Origin of the sequence: Methylosinus sp. Ce-a6, assembly GCF_009811655.1 — a bacterium.
Taxonomy (GTDB): Bacteria; Pseudomonadota; Alphaproteobacteria; order Rhizobiales; family Beijerinckiaceae; genus Methylosinus.
The window spans coordinates 78,570-101,398 of record NZ_BGJX01000001.1 but is presented as its reverse complement, the minus strand read 5'-3'; the positions used below and the strand labels follow the sequence as shown (position 1 = coordinate 101,398).

The 22,829-nt window shown below is 66.9% G+C and carries 23 protein-coding genes; 14 read left to right on the top strand and 9 right to left on the bottom strand.

Features of this window, described 5'->3' with window-relative positions; translation table 11 throughout:
• The first annotated feature begins 2 nt into the window (after window positions 1-2).
• The 3 genes from odhB (at window position 3) to Mspo_RS00585 (ending at window position 2,230) form a co-directional block, all read left to right on the top strand.
• Window positions 3-1,259, top strand: a complete 1,257-nt coding sequence (gene odhB / locus Mspo_RS00595) for a 2-oxoglutarate dehydrogenase complex dihydrolipoyllysine-residue succinyltransferase (RefSeq protein WP_159726000.1) — start codon at window positions 3-5, stop codon at window positions 1,257-1,259.
• Between the two features lie 125 nt (window positions 1,260-1,384).
• Complete coding sequence (locus Mspo_RS00590; protein WP_159725999.1) at window positions 1,385-1,654, top strand: DUF1150 domain-containing protein; 270 nt, start codon at window positions 1,385-1,387, stop codon at window positions 1,652-1,654.
• A gap of 135 nt (window positions 1,655-1,789) precedes the next feature.
• Window positions 1,790-2,230 carry a Rieske (2Fe-2S) protein gene (locus Mspo_RS00585; protein WP_159725998.1) on the top strand — a complete coding sequence of 147 codons (441 nt, stop codon included), beginning with the start codon at window positions 1,790-1,792 and terminating at the stop codon, window positions 2,228-2,230.
• A 516-nt stretch (window positions 2,231-2,746) separates the two neighbouring features.
• On the opposite strand, the gene Mspo_RS00580 is transcribed toward Mspo_RS00585, so the two are convergent.
• Both Mspo_RS00580 and Mspo_RS00575 read right to left on the bottom strand, forming a co-directional pair.
• Window positions 2,747-3,223, bottom strand: a complete 477-nt coding sequence (locus Mspo_RS00580; RefSeq protein ID WP_159725997.1) for a hypothetical protein — start codon at window positions 3,221-3,223, stop codon at window positions 2,747-2,749.
• A 187-nt stretch (window positions 3,224-3,410) separates the two neighbouring features.
• Window positions 3,411-5,648: a transglycosylase domain-containing protein gene (locus Mspo_RS00575; RefSeq protein ID WP_159725996.1), complete on the bottom strand. Its 2,238-nt coding sequence runs from the start codon at window positions 5,646-5,648 to the stop codon at window positions 3,411-3,413.
• Between the two features lie 252 nt (window positions 5,649-5,900).
• Between Mspo_RS00575 and dnaN the strand changes: the two genes are divergently transcribed.
• Entirely contained in the window at window positions 5,901-7,019 is a 1,119-nt protein-coding gene (dnaN, locus tag Mspo_RS00570) for a DNA polymerase III subunit beta (protein ID WP_159725995.1), read from the top strand.
• 116 nt (window positions 7,020-7,135) lie between these two features.
• Here the strand turns inward: dnaN and gstA are convergent, their stop codons facing one another.
• The gene (gene gstA, locus Mspo_RS00565; RefSeq protein ID WP_159725994.1) at window positions 7,136-7,753 is read right to left on the bottom strand and encodes a glutathione transferase GstA; all 618 of its coding nucleotides are present in this window, start codon (window positions 7,751-7,753) and stop codon (window positions 7,136-7,138) included.
• Between the two features lie 100 nt (window positions 7,754-7,853).
• Here gstA and Mspo_RS00560 point away from each other — a divergent pair, with 100 nt between their 5' ends.
• The 10 genes from Mspo_RS00560 (at window position 7,854) to Mspo_RS00515 (ending at window position 17,238) form a co-directional block, all read left to right on the top strand.
• Window positions 7,854-8,717: a LysR family transcriptional regulator gene (locus tag Mspo_RS00560; protein ID WP_159725993.1), complete on the top strand. Its 864-nt coding sequence runs from the start codon at window positions 7,854-7,856 to the stop codon at window positions 8,715-8,717.
• A gap of 141 nt (window positions 8,718-8,858) precedes the next feature.
• Window positions 8,859-10,079 carry a hypothetical protein gene (locus Mspo_RS00555; RefSeq protein WP_159725992.1) on the top strand — a complete coding sequence of 407 codons (1,221 nt, stop codon included), beginning with the start codon at window positions 8,859-8,861 and terminating at the stop codon, window positions 10,077-10,079.
• Between the two features lie 190 nt (window positions 10,080-10,269).
• Window positions 10,270-11,685: a murein hydrolase activator EnvC gene (locus tag Mspo_RS00550; protein WP_244613010.1), complete on the top strand. Its 1,416-nt coding sequence runs from the start codon at window positions 10,270-10,272 to the stop codon at window positions 11,683-11,685.
• Entirely contained in the window at window positions 11,682-13,034 is a 1,353-nt protein-coding gene (locus tag Mspo_RS00545) for a S41 family peptidase (protein WP_159725991.1), read from the top strand. Before Mspo_RS00550 ends, Mspo_RS00545 begins: the two co-directional genes overlap by 4 nt.
• A 65-nt stretch (window positions 13,035-13,099) precedes the next feature.
• Entirely contained in the window at window positions 13,100-13,870 is a 771-nt protein-coding gene (locus tag Mspo_RS00540) for a heme ABC transporter permease (RefSeq protein ID WP_159725990.1), read from the top strand.
• Entirely contained in the window at window positions 13,867-14,028 is a 162-nt protein-coding gene (gene ccmD / locus Mspo_RS00535; protein ID WP_159725989.1) for a heme exporter protein CcmD, read from the top strand. The genes Mspo_RS00540 and ccmD overlap by 4 nt, the downstream gene beginning before the upstream one ends.
• Window positions 14,025-14,645 (top strand): DsbE family thiol:disulfide interchange protein, encoded by a 621-nt coding sequence (locus Mspo_RS00530; protein WP_159725988.1) that lies wholly within the window; start codon window positions 14,025-14,027, stop codon window positions 14,643-14,645. The genes ccmD and Mspo_RS00530 overlap by 4 nt, the downstream gene beginning before the upstream one ends.
• 190 nt (window positions 14,646-14,835) lie before the next feature.
• Window positions 14,836-16,302 carry a methyl-accepting chemotaxis protein gene (locus tag Mspo_RS00525; protein ID WP_244613008.1) on the top strand — a complete coding sequence of 489 codons (1,467 nt, stop codon included), beginning with the start codon at window positions 14,836-14,838 and terminating at the stop codon, window positions 16,300-16,302.
• Between the two features lie 26 nt (window positions 16,303-16,328).
• On the top strand, window positions 16,329-16,736 hold the full coding sequence (locus Mspo_RS00520; RefSeq protein WP_244613005.1) for a hypothetical protein: 408 nt from the start codon (window positions 16,329-16,331) through the stop codon (window positions 16,734-16,736).
• 124 nt (window positions 16,737-16,860) lie between these two features.
• Window positions 16,861-17,238, top strand: a complete 378-nt coding sequence (locus Mspo_RS00515; RefSeq protein WP_159725987.1) for a hypothetical protein — start codon at window positions 16,861-16,863, stop codon at window positions 17,236-17,238.
• Between the two features lie 64 nt (window positions 17,239-17,302).
• On the opposite strand, the gene Mspo_RS00510 is transcribed toward Mspo_RS00515, so the two are convergent.
• From Mspo_RS00510 to Mspo_RS00485, 6 genes are all read right to left on the bottom strand, one after another.
• Window positions 17,303-17,692, bottom strand: coding sequence for a hypothetical protein (locus tag Mspo_RS00510; protein ID WP_159725986.1), 390 nt, complete (start codon window positions 17,690-17,692; stop codon window positions 17,303-17,305).
• Window positions 17,692-18,228 carry a chemotaxis protein CheD gene (locus tag Mspo_RS00505; RefSeq protein WP_159725985.1) on the bottom strand — a complete coding sequence of 179 codons (537 nt, stop codon included), beginning with the start codon at window positions 18,226-18,228 and terminating at the stop codon, window positions 17,692-17,694. The genes Mspo_RS00510 and Mspo_RS00505 overlap by 1 nt, the downstream gene beginning before the upstream one ends.
• A gap of 5 nt (window positions 18,229-18,233) precedes the next feature.
• Window positions 18,234-18,623: a response regulator gene (locus Mspo_RS00500; RefSeq protein WP_159725984.1), complete on the bottom strand. Its 390-nt coding sequence runs from the start codon at window positions 18,621-18,623 to the stop codon at window positions 18,234-18,236.
• A 16-nt stretch (window positions 18,624-18,639) separates the two neighbouring features.
• A complete protein-coding gene (locus Mspo_RS00495; RefSeq protein WP_159725983.1) occupies window positions 18,640-19,704 on the bottom strand; it encodes a chemotaxis response regulator protein-glutamate methylesterase in 1,065 nt (354 codons plus the stop codon).
• 1 nt (window position 19,705) lies between these two features.
• Window positions 19,706-20,584, bottom strand: coding sequence for a protein-glutamate O-methyltransferase CheR (locus Mspo_RS00490; protein ID WP_159725982.1), 879 nt, complete (start codon window positions 20,582-20,584; stop codon window positions 19,706-19,708).
• A 71-nt stretch (window positions 20,585-20,655) separates the two neighbouring features.
• Entirely contained in the window at window positions 20,656-22,824 is a 2,169-nt protein-coding gene (locus tag Mspo_RS00485) for a chemotaxis protein CheA (RefSeq protein ID WP_159725981.1), read from the bottom strand.
• Window positions 22,825-22,829: the final 5 nt, after the last annotated feature.

The window sequence follows — 22,829 nt, the reverse complement described above, 5'->3', positions numbered from 1 at the left end:
TCATGACCGAAATTCGCGTTCCGACCCTCGGGGAATCGGTGAGCGAGGCGACGATCGGCCGCTGGTTCAAGAAGCCGGGCGATACTGTGGCCGCCGACGAGGCGCTGGTCGAGCTCGAGACCGACAAGGTCACGCTCGAGGTGAGCGCCCCCGCCGCCGGGGTGCTGACCGACGTTCTCGCCAAGGATGGCGAGACGGTCGCGCCCGGCGCGCTGCTCGGGCAGATCGCCGAAGGCGCCGCCGCCGCGCCGCGTCCGGCCGCCGCGGCGCCGATCGTCGCGCCGCCGCCTGCCGCCGCGGCGCCCATCGGGGACGCGGCCGGCGCCGCCCTGTCGCGGCCGCCTGCGCCATCGGCCGCGAGAATCGCGAAAGAGCAGGGCGTCGATCTCTCCGGCGTCGTCGGCTCCGGCAAGCATGGCCAAGTGCTGAAAGCCGATGTTCTCGCTCTGGCGGCGCGGCCCGCGCCCGCCGTCCCGCCGCCCGCCGTCTCGCCGCCCGCCGCGCCCGAGCCGGTCAGCGCTCCGCCGGCGCCGCGCCCGGCCGCGCCGGCGGCCGACGCCGAGCGCGAGGAGCGGGTGCGCATGTCCCGCCTGCGCCAGACCATCGCCAGGCGCCTCAAGGAAGCGCAATCCGCCGCCGCCATGCTGACGACCTTCAACGAGGTCGACATGTCCGCGGTGATGTCCTTGCGCAACCGCTACAAGGATCTGTTCGAGAAGAAGCATCAGGTGAAGCTCGGCTTCATGGGCTTCTTCGTGAAGGCCTGCTGCAAGGCGCTCGAGGAGATCCCGGCCGTCAACGCCGAGATCGACGGCGCCGATGTGATCTATAAGCATTATTGCCATATCGGCGTGGCCGTGGGCACGGAGAAAGGGCTCGTCGTGCCGGTGGTGCGCGACGCGGATCGGCTGAGCGTCGCCGAGATCGAGAAGGCGATCGGCGAATTCGGCCGCAAAGCCCGCGAGGGCCGGCTCGACCTCGAGGATCTGACTGGCGGCACCTTCACCATCTCCAATGGCGGCGTCTATGGCTCGCTGATGTCCACGCCCATTCTGAACGCGCCGCAATCGGGCATATTGGGGATGCACAAGATCGAGGAGCGGCCGGTCGTCGTCGCCGGCAAGATCGAAATCCGCCCCATGATGTATCTCGCCCTCTCCTATGACCACCGCATCGTGGATGGCAAAGAGGCGGTCACTTTCCTGGTGAGGGTCAAGGAGCAGCTCGAGGATCCCGCGCGCCTCGTGCTTGATTTGTGACGGTTTCACGAAAAAATCTCGGACAGCGCCCCTGAAAATCGGCCGCTGCGATGCACAGATATCTCTCGTGCTACGCAAAGTAGGCGTCCGCCGGGCGGGTCGATGCGACCGCCGAGGAGAGTGAGATGGAAGGCAAGACCGCGACCGAAAGACGATTTCCCCCGCTGACTCCCGAGCAGTTCGCGCATCTCGGCGATGGCGCCATCGCCTATGTCCGGACGATGCGCTCGGAGGACGTCAAGCGACTCTACCCTCAGGCTCCGGCCATAGAGCCCGGCATCACTCTATTCGCGCTGCTCGGCGCCGACGGCACGCCGATCGTCCTCGCCGACACGGAAGAGGGCGCCCTCGCCAACGCCTGGGAGCACCAGCTCCAGACCGTCAGCCTCCACTGAGGCTGACGGCGGCGCCATATCGAAAGCTTCACCGCGAATGCTTTACCGGAGGAATCCGAATGGCGCCACGACCCGCCCGGCGCCGAGATTGCTTCGTCCTTTTCCACCTTGCAGGAATTCCGAGGAGGAAACGGTATGGAAGAGCCGGCACGCGAAATCTTCGCCGTTTGCCATGTGAATGACGTCGCCAAGCGACGCGCCGTCGGCTATGTGCTGGCGCGCGTCAACGAGGAGGGGAAGACGGTTCCCTTTCCCGTCGTCATCGTGCGCCACGTCGGCAAATATTACGGCTATGTGAATCGCTGCCCGCACCAGGGCAGCCGGCTCGATTTCGAGCCCAAATCCTTCCTGGACCCGACGCAGCGCTTCCTGCTCTGCGGCAAGCATGGCGCGCAATTCGACATTCCGACGGGCGTCTGCAACGACGGCCCCTGCGTCGGCGCTCAGCTCGAAAGGGTCGAGGTCGTCATCGACGACAATGAGGTCTGCATCGCGGGCGTCACCATAGCCGAGGAGGACGGGCTCGACCGCGAGGAGAACGACGTCTATCCGGAGGTCGTCATCACCTCGGACTGAGCCGGGCTCGGCCGGCGCGCGGCGAGGGTCTTCATGAGCCGCGTCACCTGAGTTGAAAGGGCGTTGTCATTCCCGGCAGGCCGAAGGCCTGACGGGAATCCAGCACAACGACACGAAAACTCCGCCTGTTGCTCTGGATTCCCGATCGCTCGCCGCGCGAGCGTCGGGAATGACTCTCCGTCTAAATGAGCTGACGCTCTCCTCGTCGCGCGCGGCGCCCGAGCCTATTCGGACGGCGCCGGCAAGGAGATCGGCTTCTCGCCTATCACTCTGACAAAGGCGGGACGTGGCGGCGCGCTCTCGGCCGCTGGCGTCCCCATAGTGGGGCTGCGCGCCGCGGCGGCGGCCAAAGCGCCCGGCCTCGGCCGGCGCTTCATCGCGCGCTGGCTCGAGGACATCGCCGAATAATAGAGCGCGCATAAAAAAGCGCGGTCCGCCAGACGCCGGGAATGCGTCTGGGGACCGCGCGAGACGGCGCCGGCGGGCGCGCGGCGCCTCTTCAGCTCCACATCGAAATCAGCCGCGCACGGAGACCTTGCGGAACGGGTTGTCGTGATTGGTCACGAAGACATGGCCGAACTCGGTCTTCGTCCATTCGATCGCCTCGGCCGGCAGGAACTTGAGCGCGGTGACCGTGACCGGGAAGTCCTTGGTGGCGGAGACGCTCGCCAGCTTGATTTCCGTATTGCCCGGGCCGACCGAGAGATCGGCCACCGGCGCGCCGTCGGCCTTGGAGAGGCGCGCCCAGCCCGGCGTGCCGATGCCCGTCGCGACGACGGATGTCTCGACGAACAGCGGCGCGGTGGCCCCGTCGGCGGCGTCCGGGCCGAAAGCGGGAGACTGGAAGGTGAATGTCGCCATCACCTCGCTGCGGGTGATCGCATGGTCTGGTCCGATCGGACGTCCGGTCGAATACAGAACCAATTTGCCGCCGTCGAGCGCCGCCTTGATATCGTCGAGCGTCGCCGAAGCGAAAGCCTCCGCCAGTCTCATATCGCTTTCTCCACTTTGCGAAAGGCACGCCGCTTTTGCGACAAAAGCGACATGCGGACAGGTTCTCGCCCCGACCGTCGCAATTGTCGTGCCGTTTGTCTCACAATTTGAGGAGAGCGAAACGCTCGCTCGAGCGTTTCCGGCCGAAGCGGACGCCGGTTCGGCGTCGGAAAGACTCTCGGCGGCGTCAGCCGCCGAACAGTTTCTCGAATATGTTCTTCTCTTCGCGCGAGGGACTGCGTCGCGGGCGTGGAGGCCCCTGGTTCGGAATGTCGGCCGGCGGCAGCAGCGCCTCGAGCCCATGGACGGAGCCGGGGGCGATGTCTTCGTCGTCGTCGCGCGCCGGGCGGCGGCGCGTGGATTTCGGAGGCGCGGCCTCGGGCTCGGGATCGGAGGAAAAGAGATTGAGCAGCGGCGCGATCGGCGAGGCGCTCTCCGGCGCCGCGGCCGAGCGCCAGGAGCCCGAAGGAAGGGCCGCGACCGGCACGCCCTGATGCGCCGCCTTCATGAAGCGGCTCCAGACTTCCACCGGCAGATTGCCGCCGGAGACTTTCTTCGTCGGCGAGTTGTCGTCATTGCCGAGCCAGACGCCGGCGACGAGATGCGGCGTATAGCCGACGAACCAGGCGTCGCGGAAATCCTGGCTGGTGCCGGTCTTGCCGGCGGCGCGCCAGCCCGGCAGCTCCGCCTTGCGCGCCGTGCCGGTGGAGAGCGTCTCCTCCATCATCGTGTTCATCATCGCCACATATTGCGGCTCGATCACGCGGCCGTTGCTCGAGCCCTTGCGGGCGTAGAGCTGCTTGCCGGCGGCCGTGCGCACCTTGGAGATGATGTGCGGCTGCACGCCGACGCCGCCATTGGCGAAGGGGGCGTAGGCCGCGACGAGCTCCAGCGGCGTGACCTCCGACGTGCCGAGCGCGATGGAGGCGTTGGGCTGCAGCTCGGAGGCGACGCCGAGACGATGCGCGGTCTTGACCACCGTCTTCGGCCCCGCCTCGAGGCCGACGCGCACGGCCACCGTGTTCAGCGACAGGGCGAGCGCCTTGGTCAGCGTGACCGGGCCGAAATATTCCCGGCTGTAATTCTCCGGCTGCCAGCCCTTCACATTGATCGGCCCGTCCTCGCGGATCGTGTCGGGCGTCAGCCCGTGCTCGAGCCCGGCGAGATAGACGAAAGGCTTGAAGGCGGAGCCCGGCTGCCGCTTGGCGGAGACCGCGCGGTCGAACTGGCTCTCGGCGTAATTGCGTCCGCCGACCAGCGCGCGGATGGCTCCATTGGGGTCGAGCGCGACGAGCGCCCCCTGGCTGACGCCGAATTTGTCGCCCTTCTTGTCGAGCTCGTCGGTGACGGCTTTTTCCCCCGCCTCCTGGAGCTTGCGGTCGAGCGTCGTGGTGACGACGATGTCCTGGTCGATCGCGCCGATCGTGTCGTCCAGCATGTCCATCACATAATCGGCGGCGTAATTGATCGAGCCCGCGCCGCGATCCCTCCGCGCGACAGCCGGCCGGCCGAGGGCGAGCTTGGCCATGGATTCGGTGATATGGCCCTCCTGCGCCATTGCGGTGACGACCTGCGCCGCGCGCTCGGTCGCGCCTTCGGGATTGCGATCCGGCGCGAGCTTGCTCGGCGCTTTCATCAGGCCGGCGAGCACGGCGGCCTCGGCGAGCGTCGCTTGGGCGGCGCCATGGCCGAAATAGCGCTGCGCCGCCGCCTCCACGCCATAGGCGCCGGAGCCGAAATAGACGCGGTTGAGATAGAGCTCGAGAATCTGGTCCTTGGAATATTTGTGCTCGAGCCAGAGCGCGAGGATCGCCTCCTGGATCTTGCGCGAGATGGTGCGCTCCTGGGTGAGGAACAAATTCTTGGCGAGCTGCTGGGTGAGCGTCGAGCCGCCCTGCATAGCGCCGCGCCCGGCGACGTTGCGCGTCAGCGCCCGCGCGACGCCGATCGGATCGACGCCCCAATGGGAATAGAAGCGGCGGTCCTCTATGGCGACGAAGGCCTTGGGCAGATAGGGCGGCAGATCGACGAGCCGCACCGCCGCCCCGCCGGTGTCGCCGCGATTGGCGAGCAATTCGCCGTCGGCCGCGAGTATGGCGATATTGGGCGGGCGCTTGGGGACGGCCAGAGTGTCGATCGGCGGCAATTGCGCCGCGTGATAGGCGAAAAGCCCGCCGGTCCCGATCGCGCCCCAGATGGAGAGCACCGCGCCCCAATAGACGACGCCGCCGAGGCCGAAGCCGCCGCGCTTTTTCTTCTGTTTGGCGGCGCGCGGCGGCGGATCGTCGTCGATATCGTTCGGCGGCGGCGCGCTCTTGCCCTTGCGCTTCGGTTTCGCCATGCGATCCTCTCGCGGGTCGGCGCGAAGATCGCCGCTCCCGTCGCCGTCGAAACGCGGTTCGCGGCGTTGTCTCTCGCGCGCCATGGTGGGTCCGCCGCCTCGGGGTTCCGTTTCGCCGCGGCATGGGTGCGCGCGGCCGACGCCGACACTAGCTTTAATGCTGTCGATTTAAGGGCCGGTTAAGCAAGGCGGGGCGCCGCTTTCCGTCATGGAGAGACGCGGATAGGAACTTATGCACAGAAAGGCGGTCGAACCGCTTGCGCCACTTGCGCTATTCGTTCCAGCTTGCCAAAGTCTCGCCCTTGGAGCGAAAAACCGCGGCACGGATCGAGCGTCATGAAAGTCACCATCGAGAGAGCGGCGCTGCTGCGCGCCCTCGGCCATGTTCACCGGGTGGTGGAGAGACGCACGACGATCCCGATCCTCGCCAATGTGCTGATCGACGCCTCCGCCGGGGCGCTGCTGCTGAAGGCGACCGATCTCGATCTCGAGATCACCGAGAAAGTCCCCGCCGACGTCGCCCAGCCGAGCGCGACGACGCTTCCCGCCCACACGCTCTACGACATCGTCCGCAAGCTGCCGGAAGGCGCGCAGGTCTCGCTGGAGGCGACGGGCGAGCAGGGCCAGCTCACATTGCGCTCGGGCCGCTCGCGCTTCAGTCTGCAGAGCCTGCCGGAGAGCGACTTTCCGGATGTGACGTCGGGCGATTTCTCGCATCGCTTCGCGCTCGCGCCGGCCGATCTGAAGAAGCTGATCCTCAAGACGCAATTCGCCATCTCCAGCGAGGAGACGCGCTATTATCTGAACGGCATCTTCCTGCATTCGACCGAGGTCGAAGGCCATCAGCTGCTTCGCGCGGTGGCGACGGACGGCCATCGCCTGGCGCGGGTCGAGCTGCCGGCGCCGGCGGGCTCGGTGGGAATGCCCGGCGTGATCCTGCCGCGCAAGGCGGTCGCCGAGGTGCTGCGTCTCGTCGAGGACGCCGAGGAGGCGGTGACGATCGAGCTCTCCCAGAACAAGATGCGCTTCAGCTTCGGCGAGACCGTGCTGACGACGAAGCTCATCGACGGCACTTTCCCCGATTACGGCCGCGTCATTCCGGCCAATAACGACAAGCGCCTCACCGTCGAGCGCGGCGTGTTCCGCGAGGCGGTCGATCGCGTCTCGACCATTTCGTCGGAGCGCGGCCGCGCGGTGAAGCTCGCGCTCGCGGACGGAAAGCTGGTGCTCTCCGTCACCAATCCCGATCAGGGCTCGGCGGTGGAGGAGATCGAGGCCGATTATGACGGCCCGCCGATCGATATCGGCTTCAACTCCCGCTATCTGCTCGACATCGCCGATCAGCTCGACAGCGACACGGCGCTGTTCCGGCTCGCCGACCCCGGCTCGCCGACGCTGATCCAGGACCGCGACGGCGCGAGCGCGCTCTATGTGCTGATGCCGATGCGGGTGTGAGGCGGTTCTCCAGGTCTTTGCGCGGCGGCCGGTCGCTTCCTTCTCCCCGTCGCCCGGAAACCGTCCGAGTCGAGCCGCTCGGAGCTCACGAAGTTCGGCTCGCGGCGGTGTCGCACTCACTCGACCGCGGGGATTTCCGCCTCCCGCGCTCGCGCCGCCAGGACCGACGGCCGCGCCGCGATTCGTTCCCGATAGGCAATGATGTGCGCCCAGCTTTCGAGCTCGATCGCCAGCGCCGGCATCCAGTTCAGGACAGCGAACAGATAGGCGTCTGCGACGCTGAAGCCGTTGTCCATCAGATAGGCGTGCTTCGCCAACCGCGCGTCGATCAGATCGAAGCGCTCGAATAGCCGCATCTCGAGCATTTTGCGAACCGCTGCCGGCAATTCTTTATTGAACAGCGGGCTCGATCCAGCATGGATTTCGCTGGCGATGAAGTTCAGCCACTCCTGGAGCCGCGCGCGCTCCAGCGTTCCATTCATGGGAGCGAGCCCTGCCTCTGGCTCCAGATCGGCAAGATACTGAACCAGCGCAGGTCCTTCGGTCAGCACCTCGCCGCTGTCGAGGAGGAGCGCCGCGACATAGCCTTTCGGGTTGACGGCCAGGAAATCCCCGCCCTCGGAGGTGCGCTTCGTCCGGTTGTTCACCCTGACGAGATCATAGGACAGCCCCAGTTCCTGCATCACGATATGCGGCGAAAGGGAACAAGTGTCGGGCGCGAAATAGAGCTTCATCGAGAAATTTCCGCTGTCGGGAGTGTCACGCCGGATATTGACCGAGCGATAAGAAGAAGTGAAATTACTGACAAAGAATCTTGGTATAAGTTTTTCTACTATGAATCTCACCCAGCTTCGCAGCCTGATCGCCGTCGCCGAAGCCGGCAGCTTCACCGCTGCCGCCGAAGCGGTCGGAGTCACGCAATCCGGCATGAGCCAGGCGATCGCCGCGCTGGAAGAAATCCTCGGCGTGAAGCTGCTGGCGCGGCGGCGACATGGCGTCGAGCTGACGGCCTTCGGCGAGCAGACGCTCACCCATGCGCGGGCCGTCATCGCCCATTTGGAGGCGATTCGGCAGGAGGCGGCGAAAGCGGCGGGCGAAGAAATGGGTTCGATCCGCATCGCCGCCTTTCCGAGCGTTTTCGCAACGGTGCTGCCGCCGCTTCTGCGGCGCTTCCGGTCGCTCCATCCCGGCATAGAGATAGTGGCGCTCGAGACGGATGATCGCGAAGTCGAAGTCTGGCTAAAAGCGGGGACCGTCGATCTCGGCGTCGTGCTCGATCCATCGCCGGACCGCGCGGCTGCGCCTATCGGACAAGATGCGTGGGTCGGCGTCGCGCCCGCAGGTCACCGCCTCGGCCGGCGCGGCGCAATCTCGCTGGCCGAGCTCGTCGCCGAGCCGTTCGTGCTGGCGACCGGGGGATGCCATGTCCATGCCGGCGCGCTCATGGAAGCCGCCGGCCTCTCGCTCGGCGACGTGCGGATGGAGATACGCGATTGGACCAGCGCCATTGCGCTGGTCCGCGAGGGCGTCGGCGTCAGCGTTGTGCCGGAATCGACTCTGCCTGAGAATCGGAGGGGCTTGCGCGTGGCGCGGCTCGATCCGCCGCTTTATCGGCGCTTCGGTCTGATGGCCGCGACAGGACGTGAGCCTTCCCGGCCCGCCAGCCTGTTGTTGGAATTCGTGCGTGAGAAGATCTGACGCATATATTCCCGGGAGCGGCTTTCGATCGATCCCGCTCGCTCGCCACTAAGATTGCGGGCCGACAGATGGCGGGCCGAGCCTTGCCAAAGATCGGCCCGTGACGCAATCTCGCCGAGCCGGCCGGACCATGCGAGCGCCATGACTTATCTCCTCACGCATTTCTGGGCCTGGGGCGTCTCGGCCTTTGCGGTCGGGCTCGCGACGGCGCTCTCCATCGTCCGTCGGCCCGAGCGGGGCTTGGTCGCCGGCTGGCTGATCTGGTTCGCTCTGGCCTTCGCCGCGGGGCTGTTGGTCGCCGCGCTCGGCCTGCTGCCGGGGCGCCCGGCCTTCTGGCTCGAGACGGCGCTCATGCTCTTACCGGCCTTTCTCGCCGGGGCGGCGCTCGGCGCGCTGCTCGGCCGGCATTCGCTGCGCGACCATGAGGGCTGGGCGATCGGTCTCATTCCTCTGGCGCTGATCTGGCTCGGCGCCGGCTTCCTCGCCGGACGTTCGACGGAGCGGGACCTCGAGCGCAAGGCGGCGAGCGCGGTGGAGAAAGCCGGCGGCGATCCGGCCTATCTCGACGTCGCCGGCCGCGACATTCTGCTGCCGCGCGACGCCCCCGATCGCGCCGCGGCGGAAGAGCAGATCGCGCGCATTCCGGGCGTCCGGCGCGTCGCGGAGGTGGACGCGCTGACGGGCTCGGGCGCCAAATCCTATGAGAACGCCGTGACCGCGCGCCGCGCCGCGCGCGAGAGCGAGGCGCCGCGGTCTGCCTCGCCGGAGACGCCCGGGGAGGCTCCGCCGAGCGGCGCGCCGCAGCCGGCGACCGATGGCGCGCCCGCGCCCGCGGGCCCGGCGGCGAAATCCAAGGAGCCGACGCGCGACGGCGTGAAGCCGGCCCCCTCGACGCCCTCGGCGGCCGCGCCGGAGCTCGCCCGTCCCTCCGCCGCGCCGCCGGCGCCGGCCGCGCCGGAGCAGGGCGCGGATGCGGGCTTTGTTCCGGCGAGCGGCGAGCTCGATGTCGGGACCTGTCAGATGGCCATATCCGCCGCTCTCGCCCGCGAGCCGGTTCAATTCAGCCGGCAGGGCGCCGGGGTCAGACGAGCCGCGACCGGCGCGCTCGACAAGACGGTCGGTCTGCTGCAACGCTGCCCCCAGACCGAGGCCGAGGTGCGCGTGCGCGCCGAGGGCGGCGATCGCGCCGCGCGCCGGCTGGCGCGCGACCGCGCCGCCCGCGTCGTCGATTATCTCGGCCGCATGGGGGTCGAGCGCGGGCGACTTTCCGTCGCTGGCGAGAGCGGAGGTCCGGTGTCCAAGGACGCGCCGGAGAACGAGAGCGGCAGCGGCGTCGATCTGCGGCTGTCGCCGCGGCGCTAGAGCGTTTCCAGCCGAAGTGGACGTCGGTTCGGCTCTCGTCAAAACAGAAGCCTGGAGCCGTCTCCGCCGCATTGTGGACGTTATTGAATAGACAAACTGCCGCCCGAGATTCGCCCCTTCGTTTTTCGGCGGCGCGGATGGCGGGCGGGTTCGACGCCGTTTCGGAGGCGAAGGGCGAGCGGCGGGGGCGATGGGACGTAGAGCGGAGCGGCGGGAGTTGGGCGAGGGACGCCGCGCGGCTGCGGCTATGTGTCTCGTCCTGGCGGCGATAGGCGACCCCGCGCGCGCGGAAAATCTGCGCGGCGCGATCGCGCCGACGACGCTCCGGCCGACGCCGATCGTCGAGACGCAGTCGGGAGCCGAGGACAGTTCCGAAATTTCGGGAAAGCGCTCGGAGCTGCGCGGCCTCGAGGACACGATCAACGTCTCTGCCGAGAGCCGCCGCAAGATCGAGACGGAAATCGAGACGTTGCGCGCCGACCGGGTGAAGCTCAACCAGGCGCTCGTCGAGGCGACGCCGCGCGTCGGCGTGCTGGAGACGCGCGCCGAGGACGTGGGCGCGCGGCTCGAGGCCACGGCCGAGAGCGAGCGGGCGCTGGCCAGATCGCTCGCCGGCCGCCGCGCGCTGATCGGCGAGGTGCTGATCGTGCTGCAGCGCATGGGGCGCAAGCCGCCGCCGGCGCTTTTGGCCAAGCCCGAGGATATTCTGGAGAGCATTCGCGCCGCCATGCTGCTCGGCTCGGTGCTGCCGCAGATGCGGACCGAAATGGAGACGCTCAAATCCGATCTCGTCGAGCTCGTTTCCCTGCGCCGCCGCATGGAGGCCGAGAAGGCGAGCCTCTTGGTCGAGCTCGAGCATTTGAAGGAGGAGCGCGTTCGCCTCGCCGCCCTCGTCGAGGCGCGGCAGAAGGCGCTGATGCTGGCGCAGAGCGCGCTGGGTTTCGAGGCCGAGCGGGCGCGCGCGCTCGCGGCCAAGGCGACGAGCCTCAAAGAGCTGATCGCCCGCATGGAGGGCGAGGTCGAGTCGGCGCGGCGCGCGGCGGAGGCGGCGCGTCGCGCCGACGCCGAGCGCGCCGCCGCGGACGCGGCCATGTCGCAGGAGAGCCGCGCCAAGGCGCTCGCAGCTCCGTTCAAGGACGCCGCCCGTCTCGCTCCAGCCGTCGCCTTCGCCGATCTGAAAGGTCGATTGGCGCTGCCGACGGCCGGCGAGATCGTCAAACGCTTCGGCTCCTCGGACGGCTCGGGCGCGACCGAGAAGGGGATCTCCGTCGCGGCGCGGGAAAACGCCGTCGTGGCCGCGCCGTGCGACGGCTGGGTCGTCTTCGCCGGGCGTTATCGCTCCTATGGTCAACTCTTGATCATCAACGCCGGCGGCGGCTATTATGTGACCTTGGCCGGAATGGACCAGATCTCCGTCGCCGTCGGACAATTCGTTCTGGCCGGCGAGCCGGTGGCGAACATGGGCGGGGGCGCCGTCAGGACTGCGGCGGCCATTGCTATCGGCGCGAAACAGCCCATTCTCTATGTCGAGTTTCGCAAGGACGGAACGTCCATCGATCCGGGCCCATGGTGGGCGAAACCGGAACTTCAGAAGGTTGGCGGATGATGCGCAAGGCCTCATTGATCATAACGGGAATCGTCATCGGAGCGGGATGCGCCACGCTCGGACAGCAAGCGCGCGTGCTGATCGGCTCCCCCGCCTTCGCCGCCGCTGCGGACACGTATAAGAACCTGAGCCTCTTTGGCGACGTCTTCGACAAGGTTCGCGCCGATTATGTCGAGAAGCCCGACGAGCAGAAGCTCGTCGAATCGGCGATCAACGGCATGCTGACGTCGCTCGATCCGCATTCGAGCTACCTCGACGCCAAGGGCTTCAAGGATATGCGGACGCAGACCGAGGGCAAGTTCGGCGGTCTCGGCATAGAGGTCACGCAGGAGGACGGCCTCGTGAAGGTCGTCACGCCGATCGACGACACGCCGGCCTCCCGCGCCGGCGTCATGTCCGGCGATCTCATCTTCGCCATCGACGACGAGAATGTGCAGGGCCTCACGCTCAATCAGGCCGTCGACAAGATGCGCGGCCAGATCAACACGGCGGTGAAGCTCACCATCCTGCGCGGCAAGGACAAGGAGAAGATCGAGGTCAAGCTGGTCCGCGCCGAGATCCACATCAAGTCGGTGCGCTCGCACAAGGAAGGCGACGACATCGGCTATATCCGCATCTCCCAGTTCAACGAGGAGACCTCGGACGGGCTGCGCACGGCGATCCAGAAGTTCCAGCAGGAGTTGCCCGGCGACAAGCTGAAGGGCTATGTTCTCGACCTGCGCAACAATCCGGGCGGCCTGCTCGACCAGTCGATCCAGGTCGTCAACAGCTTCATCGACCATGGCGAGATCGTCTCGACGCGCGGCCGCACGGCCGACGAGACTCAGCGCTACAACGCCCGCGCCGCCGGCGACATTTCGCGCGGCAAGCCGGTGGTGGTGCTGATCAACGGCGGCTCGGCCTCGGCCTCCGAGATCGTCGCCGGCGCGCTGCAGGACCATAAGCGCGCGACCATTCTCGGCACGCGCTCCTTCGGCAAGGGCTCGGTGCAGACGATCATTCCGCTCGGCGGCAATAATGGCGCGCTGCGGCTGACCACGGCGCGCTACTACACGCCGTCCGGCCGCTCGATCCAGGCCAAGGGCATCGATCCGGACGTCCTGCTGCTGCAGGACGTGCCCGACGAGCTCAAGGGCAAGGACGACACCAAGGGCGAGGCGGCGCTCAAGGGCCATCTCAAGAATGGCGAGGACGAGAAGAGCGGCTCGCAGGCCTATGTGCCGCCGGACCCCAAGAAGGACAAGCAGCTCACCGCCGCGGTCGACATTCTGCACGGCAAGTTCAAGCCGCAGAGCGCCGCCGAGCAGTCGAAGCCTTCGGAATCGTCGAAATCCAAGGTCTCCAATTGATCGCGACGCAGGCGGGGAGGGCGTGAGGCCTTCCCCGCTCGCGCCGTCTCGTTCCGCGGGTTGTCATGATCGCGTTTTCGTCCCTTGCCAATCCGGCCGTCTTTCTGCGGCTGACGCGGCGCGTCCTGCCCTGGCTAGGGGGCGCGAGCGCGCTGCTCATCGGCTTCGGCCTCTATCTCGTCTTCTTCGTCGCGCCAGCCGATTACCAGCAGGGCGAGACGGTGAAGATCATGTATATCCATGTGCCGGCGGCCTGGCTCGCCATGTTCGCCTATGTGGTCATGACGTCGGCCTCGCTCGGCGTGCTGGTCTGGCGGCATCCGCTGGCCGACGCCGCGCAGAAGACCGCCGCCACGCTCGGCGCCGCCTTCACCTTCATCTGCCTCGTGACCGGCTCGCTCTGGGGCAAGCCCATGTGGGGGACGTTCTGGGTGTGGGACGCCCGCCTCACCTCCATGCTGATCCTCTTCCTGCTCTATCTGGGGCTCATCGCGCTTCGCCAGACGATGGAGGATTCTCCACGCGGCGCGCGCATGGCGGCGATCATGACGCTCGTCGGCTTCGTCGACATTCCGATCATCAAATTTTCCGTCGACTGGTGGAACACATTGCATCAGCCGGCCTCCGTGTTCCGCGCCGGCGGCCCGATGATCGCCGCCTCGATGTTGTGGCCGCTGCTCATCATGGCGCTCGGCGCGACGACGCTGTTCCTCGCTCTGCATCTGATGGCGATCCGCAACGAAATTTTGCGCCGCCGCGTCGCGCGGCTGGCGTTGCAGGCGGCCGCGGCGGGCGAAGAGGGCGGGGCGGACGAATTGTTGGAGCCGGCGCAGTGACCGACGAACATTGGGGCTATATCGTGCTGGCCTATGGCGTGACGGCGGCGGTCATTCTCGGCCTGCTCATTCGCATTCTGCTCGAGCATCGCCGCCTCGTCGGCGCGCTCGCGCGCCTCGAGAAGAATGGCGCCGGGGATCGCGGGGAGGGGCTTTGAGCACGCAAGACTCGCCCGCGCCGCGCGGTCGGCTGGCGCTCTTCCTGCCTTTGGCCGTCTTCGCGGCGCTCGCCATCCTGTTCTTCCTGCGCCTCTTCGCGGGCGACGCCTCGCGCCTGCCCTCGGCGCTCATCGGCAAGCAGGCGCCGGCCTTTTCGCTTCCCGCTCTGCCGGGGCTCGCCGGCGTCGGCGGCCTCGCCGGCGACGATCTGCGCAAGGGCCATGTGAGCGTCGTGAATGTCTTCGCTTCCTGGTGCGGGCCCTGCCGCACGGAGCATGCGCAATTGCTGACGCTCGCCAAGGATCCCGCTCTCGCGAAAAAAGGCGTCACGCTCGCCGGCCTGGCCTATAAGGACGAGCCCGCCAACGCATTGCGCTTCCTCGAGGAGGTCGGCAATCCCTATGCCGCCGTCGGCGTCGATCTCGCGGGACGCGTGGCGATCGACTTTGGCGTCTATGGCGTGCCGGAGACTTTCGTCATTCGCGGCGACGGCGCCATCGCCTACAAATTCGTCGGGCCTCTCACCCGCCAGGCGCTGGAAGAGACGCTTCTTCCCGAGATCGAGAAAGCGCTCGCGCAGACGCGCGCCGCCGCGCTCTCCGACGGCGAGAAATAGGCTTTTATTAACCTTAACTTAACGTTGACTGAGCCATAACGGTCCCGCGGCGGTTCGGGAGTCCGGTCGATAGGCGTTGTCCCGGGCGGGCGCGGTTCGTCGCGCTCACGACCGGCGTCCTCGATCCGACGAATTCTCGTCGGCCAGAGCGCCGCAGTCGACCATTCGTTTCGGGTGGCCGGGAGATTCGATGGTGAACAGATCGCGTGGCATTCTTCTGACCGGACTGCGCGTGCGGTCGGCCGTATTGCTGTCCATCATCTCCGCGATCGCATTCGCGCAGGCGCTCGCGAGCTGGAGCCTCTTCGCCGGGGCCGGCGGCTCGGAGGCCGCGCGCGATCCGCGGTTCGCCATGCTCTTCATCGGGCCCGTCCTCATCGCCATTCTCTGCTTTCTGGGCGGCGTCGCCGTGCGCACGCGCATGGTCGCTCCTCTCGCCGCGGTGACCGAGGCGATCCGCGGGCTCGCCGACGGCGATACATCCCGTCGGCTCGAGATCGACGAATGTACCGAGAGCGTGCGGCGGCTCGCCGAGGCTTTCGTCAATCTCCGGCAGGTCATTCTCGATCATCGCGCCGACGAGCGGATGATCGCCGAGGCCAATGCGGCGCAGGCGCGCATCGTCCAGCTGCTCGGCGACGGGCTCGCCAGGGTCGCCGAGATGGATCTGACCTACCGGCTGACCGACGAGATTCCGCCCTCCTATCGACGGTTGCAGACGGATTTCAACACTGCGGTCGGTCAATTGTCCGAGGCGATCGGCGAGATGGCCGAGAGCACGCGGCTCCTTGGCGCAGGCATGCAGGAGACCGTCGCCGCGGCCGACGATCTTTCCCGGCGCACGGAGAGCCAGGCCTCCAGCCTCGAGGAGACGGCCGCCGCGCTCGCGCAGATCACCGAGACGGTCGCGCAGACGGCGGAGGACGCCGAGAATGCGCGGCGGATCGTCTCCAATATGAGCTCGGAGGCCGAGGCGAGCGGCGGCATCGTGCGGCAGGCGATCGGCGCCATGGGCGACATAGAGCAATCGTCGAAGAAGATCGCGCAGATCATCGGCGTCATCGACTCGATCGCGACGCAGACCAATCTGCTGGCGTTGAACGCCGGCGTCGAGGCGGCGCGGGCCGGCGAGGCGGGGCGCGGCTTCGCGGTGGTGGCGGCCGAGATCCGCGATCTCGCGCGCCGCAGCGCCAAGGCCGCGAAGGAGATCGACATATTGATTTCCGTCTCCAATGCGCAGATCGGCCGCGGCGTCTCCCTCGTCGGCGACACGGGCGGCGCGCTGTCGCGCATCGTCGAGGAGATCGCGCGCGTCAATGGCGTCGCGGCGGAGATCGCCGATCGCGCGCGGCAGCAGGCCGCGGCGCTGAACGAGGTGAACCGCGCCGTCGGACAGATGGATATGATCACGCAGCAGAACGCCGCCATGGCGGAACAGACCACCGCGGTGAGCCATGGCCTCAGCGAGAAGACGAGGGCGCTGATCGCTCTGATCTCGCGTTTCCGGATCGCCGAAGACGCGCGCGCCGCCGGGCTGCGTCTCGCCGCCTCGGACGGCGAAGTCGTCGCGCCCGTCGTCCCGACGCGGCGCGCCTCGGATATTGACCGTCGTGTCGGCGCGAGCGACCGTCGCGCCAGGGTCTGGACCGACTTCTGATCCGGCGTCGCATGATATCGAGAATTATGAGCCCGACACGACGATCCCCTTATTCCGCCGCTTGTCTTGCGCTGGCGCGCAAGCCGCGCGCGCGCTTCGCCGGACTTGCGCTCGCGGCCGCGCTCGGCCTTTCGGCCTGCGCCAAGCCGACGCGGGACGTCGAGCCGCTTCCGGTCGATCCGGCGCTGTTCGCCGGCGCCGATTGCGCGCAGCTCGTGGCGCGGCGCGCCCGCATCTCGCAGGCGCTGATCTTCGCCGGCTCCGCTCAGGATCAGATCGCCGCCGACGATCGCGTCCGCACGCTCGGCGTTCCGACGCCGATGGGAACGCTGTTCGACGGCGATCGAGAGGCGGAGGTCGCGCGGCTGAAAGGCGAGCTGCACGCGGTCAATGCGCAGATGGAAATGCAGCTATGCGGGCCCGACTTCAGGTGAGCCGCGTCGAGGCGAGAAGCGCGGCGGCTCGCAACGAGAGGTTGTTCCGTAGATTGATTCCTCCCGGGCCTTCATGTAGGGCTCGAAACGAGCGGCTGTCGTCGATCAGCGTTTGGAGGTCGCCGTGACGCATTTCGAGCAACCGTCCTCGCGGGACGGCGACGAAGAGCCCGGTCCCTCCGGCCGGATCGGACCTTTTTCCGTCACGCAATGCCGCGATTGCGCGCCGGCGCTGCGGCGTGAATTGGAAGCGCTCGACTATGAGCTGCGCGGCGCCGTCAATCGCCTGCTGGCCGAGGTGGACGACGCTGGCGAGGACGCCGCGACTTTTCTGCGCGCGGCGACGACCGTTCTTCTCTCCGTCGCCGCCGGATTGATGGAGACCGCTGCGGAGCGGGCGCGCGAGCCGGCCGACATAGCTGCGTTCAAGAATGTCGCCGAGGACGTCGCCCAATGGGCGCGAAGCCGCAAGCTGCGCGACCTGCTCGCCGACGAGGAATGAGCTCGGTTTCTGTTTTGACGCGTTTGCGCCGCCGAGCCGGCGTCCGCTTCGGCTCAAAAGGCTCTCAGAAGAATTCGAATTCGCCCGCCGGGTGGTCCGTTCGACCGTCGTTAGAGCCATCCGCGAGGCGCGCGGCGAGCTCGGCGAGCTTGACGCTGCGCGACGCCGTTTCGCCGGCGATCTCCCAATCAGGCGGCGAGAGAGCCGCGAGCGCCGCGACGAAATCGGAGAGGCCCGAGAGCGTCTGCTCGATCGCGTCGATCGCCTGCGCCGAATGGATGAGCTCGTGCTTTTCCTTCACATTGCTCCATTCGACGCCATCGACGAGGCGATGGAGTCGATCCGTGTCCTTGGCCACGTTGCCCAGCTCCGCCGCCAGCCGCAAGAGGACCTCGACCAGCGGTTCGGTCCGCGCAGTTGCGCCGCGGGGCGAGGTCGTCTTCGGCTCGGTCATCAAAATAGCTCCAGTGAACCGGCTGCAGGGAGTTTCGGCATGACGATCGGCGGCGTCGCGGCGGTCGGCGTCGCGCCGGAGAGAAGGCTCTGTCGCGCCCGCCCGGAGACGGGCTCGTATTCGACGCGCCGTCCCCTGTCGCCGCCGAGATGCTCGGCGACGAGGCGGATGCCTTCGTTTTTCAAAAAGCGCTTCGCGAATTCGGCGTTTTTCGCGCCTATGTCGGACAGGCCTTCCATCATGCGCGCGCCGCCGAACAGCTTGCCTTCGAGACGATCGCGGCGCGCGCCCTTCTTCAAGAGGCCGTTGACGAGCAGCTCCATGAGATGCACGCCATAGCGCTCGGCTTCTCCATTGCGCGACGAGGTGAAATCGCCGGGCAGCAGAAAATGATTCATTCCTCCGACGCCGGCGTCGGCGTCCCTGAGGCAGGCCGCCACGCAGGAGCCGAGAACCGTCGCGAGGACGGCGTTCGGATCGTCGACGACCCGATATTCGCCTTGGATGATGTGGATTCGCTTCGTGCCGGCGTTCATTCGAATCACGCGAGTTTGCCGATGATCGCTTCGAGCGCTTTTTTCAGAGCCGGAACGGTGAATGGCTTGGTGAGGAAGTTGTTGACGCCGAGCTTCACCGCATTCTCGAGCAACGCCTTGTCGGCGCGCCCGGTGAGCATGATGAACGGCACTTTCTTCGTCGCATTGTAGCTGCGAATCGCCTTCAGCAGTCCGAGGCCGTCGAGCTTGGGCATGTTGAAGTCGGAGATGACGAGATGCGCGGGAGTGGCCATCATGAACTGCAGCGCCTGCTCGCCGTCGCCGGCGAAGAAGATGTTGCGGACGCCGAGCTCCTCGAGGCCGTCGCGAATGAGCATTCGGCTCGTGCTCGTGTCGTCCACGATCAAGACTCTCAACTGGGCGGCGATGGACATGGATTCCCCCGTACTGTCACTGGTTCGTCGAATTCAGGATGTGAGCGGCGATCCGCTGCAGCGCGAGCTGCTTGCCGACTCCGCCGATCTCGAAGGCCGCTTTCGGCATTCCATAGACGAGCGAGGTCGCCTCGTCCTGGCCGATCGTCTCCGCGCCGATTTTGCGCATTGCGAGCAGTCCCGCCGCGCCGTCGCGGCCCATTCCGGTGAGGATGACGCCGAGCGAATTGCGCCCCGCGCTCTGGGCGACGGAGTTGAACAGAACGTCCACCGACGGACGATGTCCGTTCACCGCCTCCGCATCGACGAGCCGGCAGCGATAGCCGCTCGCGCGCCTCGCGACCTCGAGATGGGCGTCGCCGCCGGGCGCGAGATAGACGTGGCCGGGCAGGATCGGAGCGCCGTCCGTCGCTTCCGTCACTTGCGGCTTGCACAGGCGATCGAGGCGCGCGGCGAAGCTCGCCGTGAACACCGGCGGCATATGCTGCGTGACGATGGTCGGCGGACAATTTTCGGGAAAATGCGAGAGAATGGCCAGCAGCGCTTCCACGCCGCCGGTGGAGGAGCCGATCGCGACCAGCCGTCCGTCGGGCGAATAGCGGGACGCCGCAATCTGCGGCTCGCGGCGCAGCGCGGGCGCCGAGGCGGACTCCTGGCGCGGCTGCTCCAGGCGGCTCGGCTCGTGCCGGCCGATGGGCGAAGCCGCGATCGCCTTGATCTTCGCCGGAAGCTCGTCGAAAGAACGCGGATCCTTGGCCGAAGGTTTGGCGACACAATCGAAGGCGCCGATCTCGAGCGCCTTGATCGTCGTCGACGCGCCGCGCTCGGTCATCGTCGAGACCATGATCACGCGCGTCGGACGCAGCCGCATGATCTTCTCGAGGAAATCGAGGCCGTTCATATTGGGCATTTCGACGTCGAGCGTCACCACATCCGGATCGAGCGTCTTGATCGCCTGCCGCGCCTCGAGCGGATCTGCGGCTTCGCCGACGACGGAGATGGCGGGGTCCCGACCGAGCGTCGCCGCGATGAGGCCTCGCATTGTGGCGGAGTCGTCGACGATCAACACACGAACAGACATCTTACGACTTTCCTCTGGCGCGGAGACGATAGGTGGTGACGCCGTCATATTCGAAGGCGGATGCGGCGGCGCCGGACACGCGCTCGGAGTGGCCGATGTAGAGACGGCCGTCCGGATTGAAGAGGGGAACGAAGCGGCTCCAAATATTCTCTTGCGTCTTCTCTTCGAAGTAGATCACCACGTTTCGACAGAAAATCGCATCGAAGCGGCCACTCATCGGCCAATGGCCGATGAGATTGAGCTCGCGGAAGGAGACGAGCGAGGCGAGCTCCTCCGTCACGCCCCATTCGTCGCGTCCGCCGCCGAGCGGCGTGAACCAGCGGCTGCGCAGATGCGACGGCACCGCCTCCATGACATCGCGGCCATAGACGCCATTCGCGCCGGCCGTGACCATGTTCGGGTCGATGTCGGTGGCGAGAATTTTCACGTCGAGCTCCGCCGCCTCGGGTATGACGGAGAGGATCGACATGGCGATGGAATAGGGCTCCTGCCCATTGGAGCAGGCGGCCGACCAGATGCGCAGGCGCGCGCCTTTGCGCACCGCGCTCGCCCGCTTGGCGAGGACATTTTCCTCGAGATGCTTGAAGTGATGCGGCTCGCGGAAGAAGCGCGTGACATTGGTGGTGAGCGCCGCCATCATCTTCTGGCGCTCGTCCACGCCGTTCTCGCTGACGACGAGCGCGCAATAATCACGAAAGCTCTCGAGCCCGAGGCTGCGCAGCCGCTTGGCCAGACGGGAATAGACGAGCGTCGCTTTGGAGTCCGGAAGATAGATTCCGGCGTCCTCGTGCAGGATCGAGGCGATCCGGCGGAAGTCGTCCCGCGTCAGCAGAAATTCTCCGGGGACGAGCGGGGTCGAGGCGACTTGACGGTTTTTCATGAGCTGGCTTGCGGTTTCGTTCGTCCCGGCGTCCCGGCGAGGCCGGGACGCGATGTCGGCGTCGAGGCGGCCTATTCGGCGGCTGCAGGCAGTTCCGCGACGATCATGTCGGCGCGCGGTCGCGCGACGATGGCGTCGACGTCGAGAATGAGAGCGACGCGGCCGTCGCCCAGGATCGTCGCCGCCGCTATGCCATGCACATGGCCGTAATTGGTCTCGAGGCTTTTGATCACCACCTGCCTCTGGCCCTGGATCGCATCGACGAGCAGCGCGCATTTCGCGCCGCTCTCCGACTCGACGAGCAGCGCGACCTGTGAGGTCGGATCGATCGGCTCGTCGCGATAGAGCAGAACCGCTCCGACGTCGATGAGCGGCGTGAAGGTGTTGCGCGTGGCGATGACGCGCGCGCCGCTGCCGAGCTCGTGCACGCTCTCCTTCTTGGGCTGCAGCGTCTCGATGATCGCAGTCAACGGAATGACGAGCGTCTGCCCGCCCACGGTCACGACCATTCCGTCGAGGACGGCCAGAGTGAGCGGCAAGCTCATCGAAAATGTGGAGCCGCGCCCGGGAACCGAGGAGATGGAGATGCGGCCGCCGAGCGCCTGAATTGCGCGCTTGACCACATCCATGCCGACGCCGCGGCCGGAGATGTTCGAGACCGAGGAGGCGGTCGAAAAGCCAGGGAGGAAAATGAGATTGTCGACCTCGTCATCCGTGAGATTGGCCTCCGCGGGAATGAGGCCCTTGGAGATGGCGATCTGACGCACGCGCGCGCGATTGATGCCGGCGCCGTCGTCCGCCACCTCTATGACGATACGGCCGGAGCGATGCGTCGCCGAGAGGCGCAGCAAACCTTCCTCGGGCTTGCCGGCCGCGACTCTGTCTTCCGCCTTCTCGATGCCATGATCGACGGCGTTGCGGATCATATGGGTGAGCGGATCCGTCAAGCGCTCGATGACGGTCTTGTCGACTTCCGTCGCCTCGCCGTCCATCACGAGGCGCACGGATTTTCCAGTCATCGACGCGACCTCGCGCACGGTGCGCGACATGCGCTGGAACACGGGCTTCACCGGTTGCGCGCGGATCGCCATCACGCTGTCTTGAATGTCGCGCGTCAGCTGCTCGAGCTCGTCGAGGCCGATCACGACGGAGGAGGCGCGCGACAGCCCGGCTTCGGAAACCCGTTGCGACAACATCGCTTGATTGATGACGAGCTCGCCGACCAGGTTGATGAGGCGATCGACGCGATCGAGATCGACGCGGATCGTCGCCTGCACGGCGCCGGAGCCTTCGCCTTTCGCCGCTTCCGCCTTGCCGGCGGCGGGATGATCTTCGCTCGTCGCGGGGCCGGATTGCGGCTCGGGCGCAACCGCAACGCTCTTTTCCGCGGGTTCGGCGATCGTGATCGCGACCGCGGCCCGTTCGGCAGGCGCCTCGCGCGGCTCCAAGGACTCCTGCAGCTCCTCGAGCAGCTTGCCGACATCCGCCGTCTCGACGGAGAGCTCGCAATCCCATTCGACGAATTCGAAGATCTCGCGCACCTGCTGCTCGGAGACGCTCGTCGTCAGACGGATCGTCCAGCACAGATAGGCTCCTTCCGGATCGAGCTCCGTCAGCAGGGGAATTTCGCCGATGTCGCATTCGACGCTCGTCTCGCCGAGGCGGCCGAGCTCGCGCAGGAGGCGCAGCGTCTCGTTGGCCTTGGCGTAGAGGCCGGCGCTCGGCTTGAACCGAACGATGAAGTCCTGCGTCGCGGGCGCTTCCTCCTCGCCGACATCGAAGATCGAGTCGAGCGAGATGGTGACCGGCTCGAAATCGAGGGATTCGACGCTGATCGTATTGTCTTCTTCGTCGCCTCGCGGCGCTCCGCCGAGCAGGGCGTTGAGCTCGTCGGCGATGACCTGCACCGCCGTGGCGTCGGCGCTGCCGCCTTCGCGCGCGGCGCGCACGAGATCGGCGAGGATGTCGGAAGCCCGCAGCAGCGTCTTCGTCACCGCGGGTGTCGCGGCGAGCCTGCTGGAGCGGATGAGATCGAGCGTGGTCTCGAAGACATGGACGAACTCGACGAGCTCGTCGAATCCGAAGGCGCCCGCGCCCCCTTTGATCGAGTGGACGGCCCGGAAAACAGCGTTGACGGTCTCGAGATCGTCGTCGCCGTCCTCCATTTTGAGCAGCCCGCTCTCCAACTCGACGAGCTGTTCCTCACATTCCTGAAAGAAGGTCTGCTTGATAGCGGCCATCGGAT

Coding starts and splice junctions, on each gene's coding strand:
- odhB (WP_159726000.1), top strand. CDS start 3: ATGACCGAAATTCGCGTTCCGACCCTCGGGGAATCGGTGAGCGAGGCG.
- Mspo_RS00590 (WP_159725999.1), top strand. CDS start 1,385: ATGGAAGGCAAGACCGCGACCGAAAGACGATTTCCCCCGCTGACTCCC.
- Mspo_RS00585 (WP_159725998.1), top strand. CDS start 1,790: ATGGAAGAGCCGGCACGCGAAATCTTCGCCGTTTGCCATGTGAATGAC.
- Mspo_RS00580 (WP_159725997.1), bottom strand. CDS start 3,223: ATGAGACTGGCGGAGGCTTTCGCTTCGGCGACGCTCGACGATATCAAG.
- Mspo_RS00575 (WP_159725996.1), bottom strand. CDS start 5,648: ATGGCGCGCGAGAGACAACGCCGCGAACCGCGTTTCGACGGCGACGGG.
- dnaN (WP_159725995.1), top strand. CDS start 5,901: ATGAAAGTCACCATCGAGAGAGCGGCGCTGCTGCGCGCCCTCGGCCAT.
- gstA (WP_159725994.1), bottom strand. CDS start 7,753: ATGAAGCTCTATTTCGCGCCCGACACTTGTTCCCTTTCGCCGCATATC.
- Mspo_RS00560 (WP_159725993.1), top strand. CDS start 7,854: ATGAATCTCACCCAGCTTCGCAGCCTGATCGCCGTCGCCGAAGCCGGC.
- Mspo_RS00555 (WP_159725992.1), top strand. CDS start 8,859: ATGACTTATCTCCTCACGCATTTCTGGGCCTGGGGCGTCTCGGCCTTT.
- Mspo_RS00550 (WP_244613010.1), top strand. CDS start 10,270: ATGGGACGTAGAGCGGAGCGGCGGGAGTTGGGCGAGGGACGCCGCGCG.
- Mspo_RS00545 (WP_159725991.1), top strand. CDS start 11,682: ATGATGCGCAAGGCCTCATTGATCATAACGGGAATCGTCATCGGAGCG.
- Mspo_RS00540 (WP_159725990.1), top strand. CDS start 13,100: ATGATCGCGTTTTCGTCCCTTGCCAATCCGGCCGTCTTTCTGCGGCTG.
- Mspo_RS00525 (WP_244613008.1), top strand. CDS start 14,836: ATGGTGAACAGATCGCGTGGCATTCTTCTGACCGGACTGCGCGTGCGG.
- Mspo_RS00520 (WP_244613005.1), top strand. CDS start 16,329: ATGAGCCCGACACGACGATCCCCTTATTCCGCCGCTTGTCTTGCGCTG.
- Mspo_RS00510 (WP_159725986.1), bottom strand. CDS start 17,692: ATGACCGAGCCGAAGACGACCTCGCCCCGCGGCGCAACTGCGCGGACC.
- Mspo_RS00505 (WP_159725985.1), bottom strand. CDS start 18,228: ATGAACGCCGGCACGAAGCGAATCCACATCATCCAAGGCGAATATCGG.
- Mspo_RS00500 (WP_159725984.1), bottom strand. CDS start 18,623: ATGTCCATCGCCGCCCAGTTGAGAGTCTTGATCGTGGACGACACGAGC.
- Mspo_RS00495 (WP_159725983.1), bottom strand. CDS start 19,704: ATGTCTGTTCGTGTGTTGATCGTCGACGACTCCGCCACAATGCGAGGC.
- Mspo_RS00490 (WP_159725982.1), bottom strand. CDS start 20,584: ATGAAAAACCGTCAAGTCGCCTCGACCCCGCTCGTCCCCGGAGAATTT.
- Mspo_RS00485 (WP_159725981.1), bottom strand. CDS start 22,824: ATGGCCGCTATCAAGCAGACCTTCTTTCAGGAATGTGAGGAACAGCTC.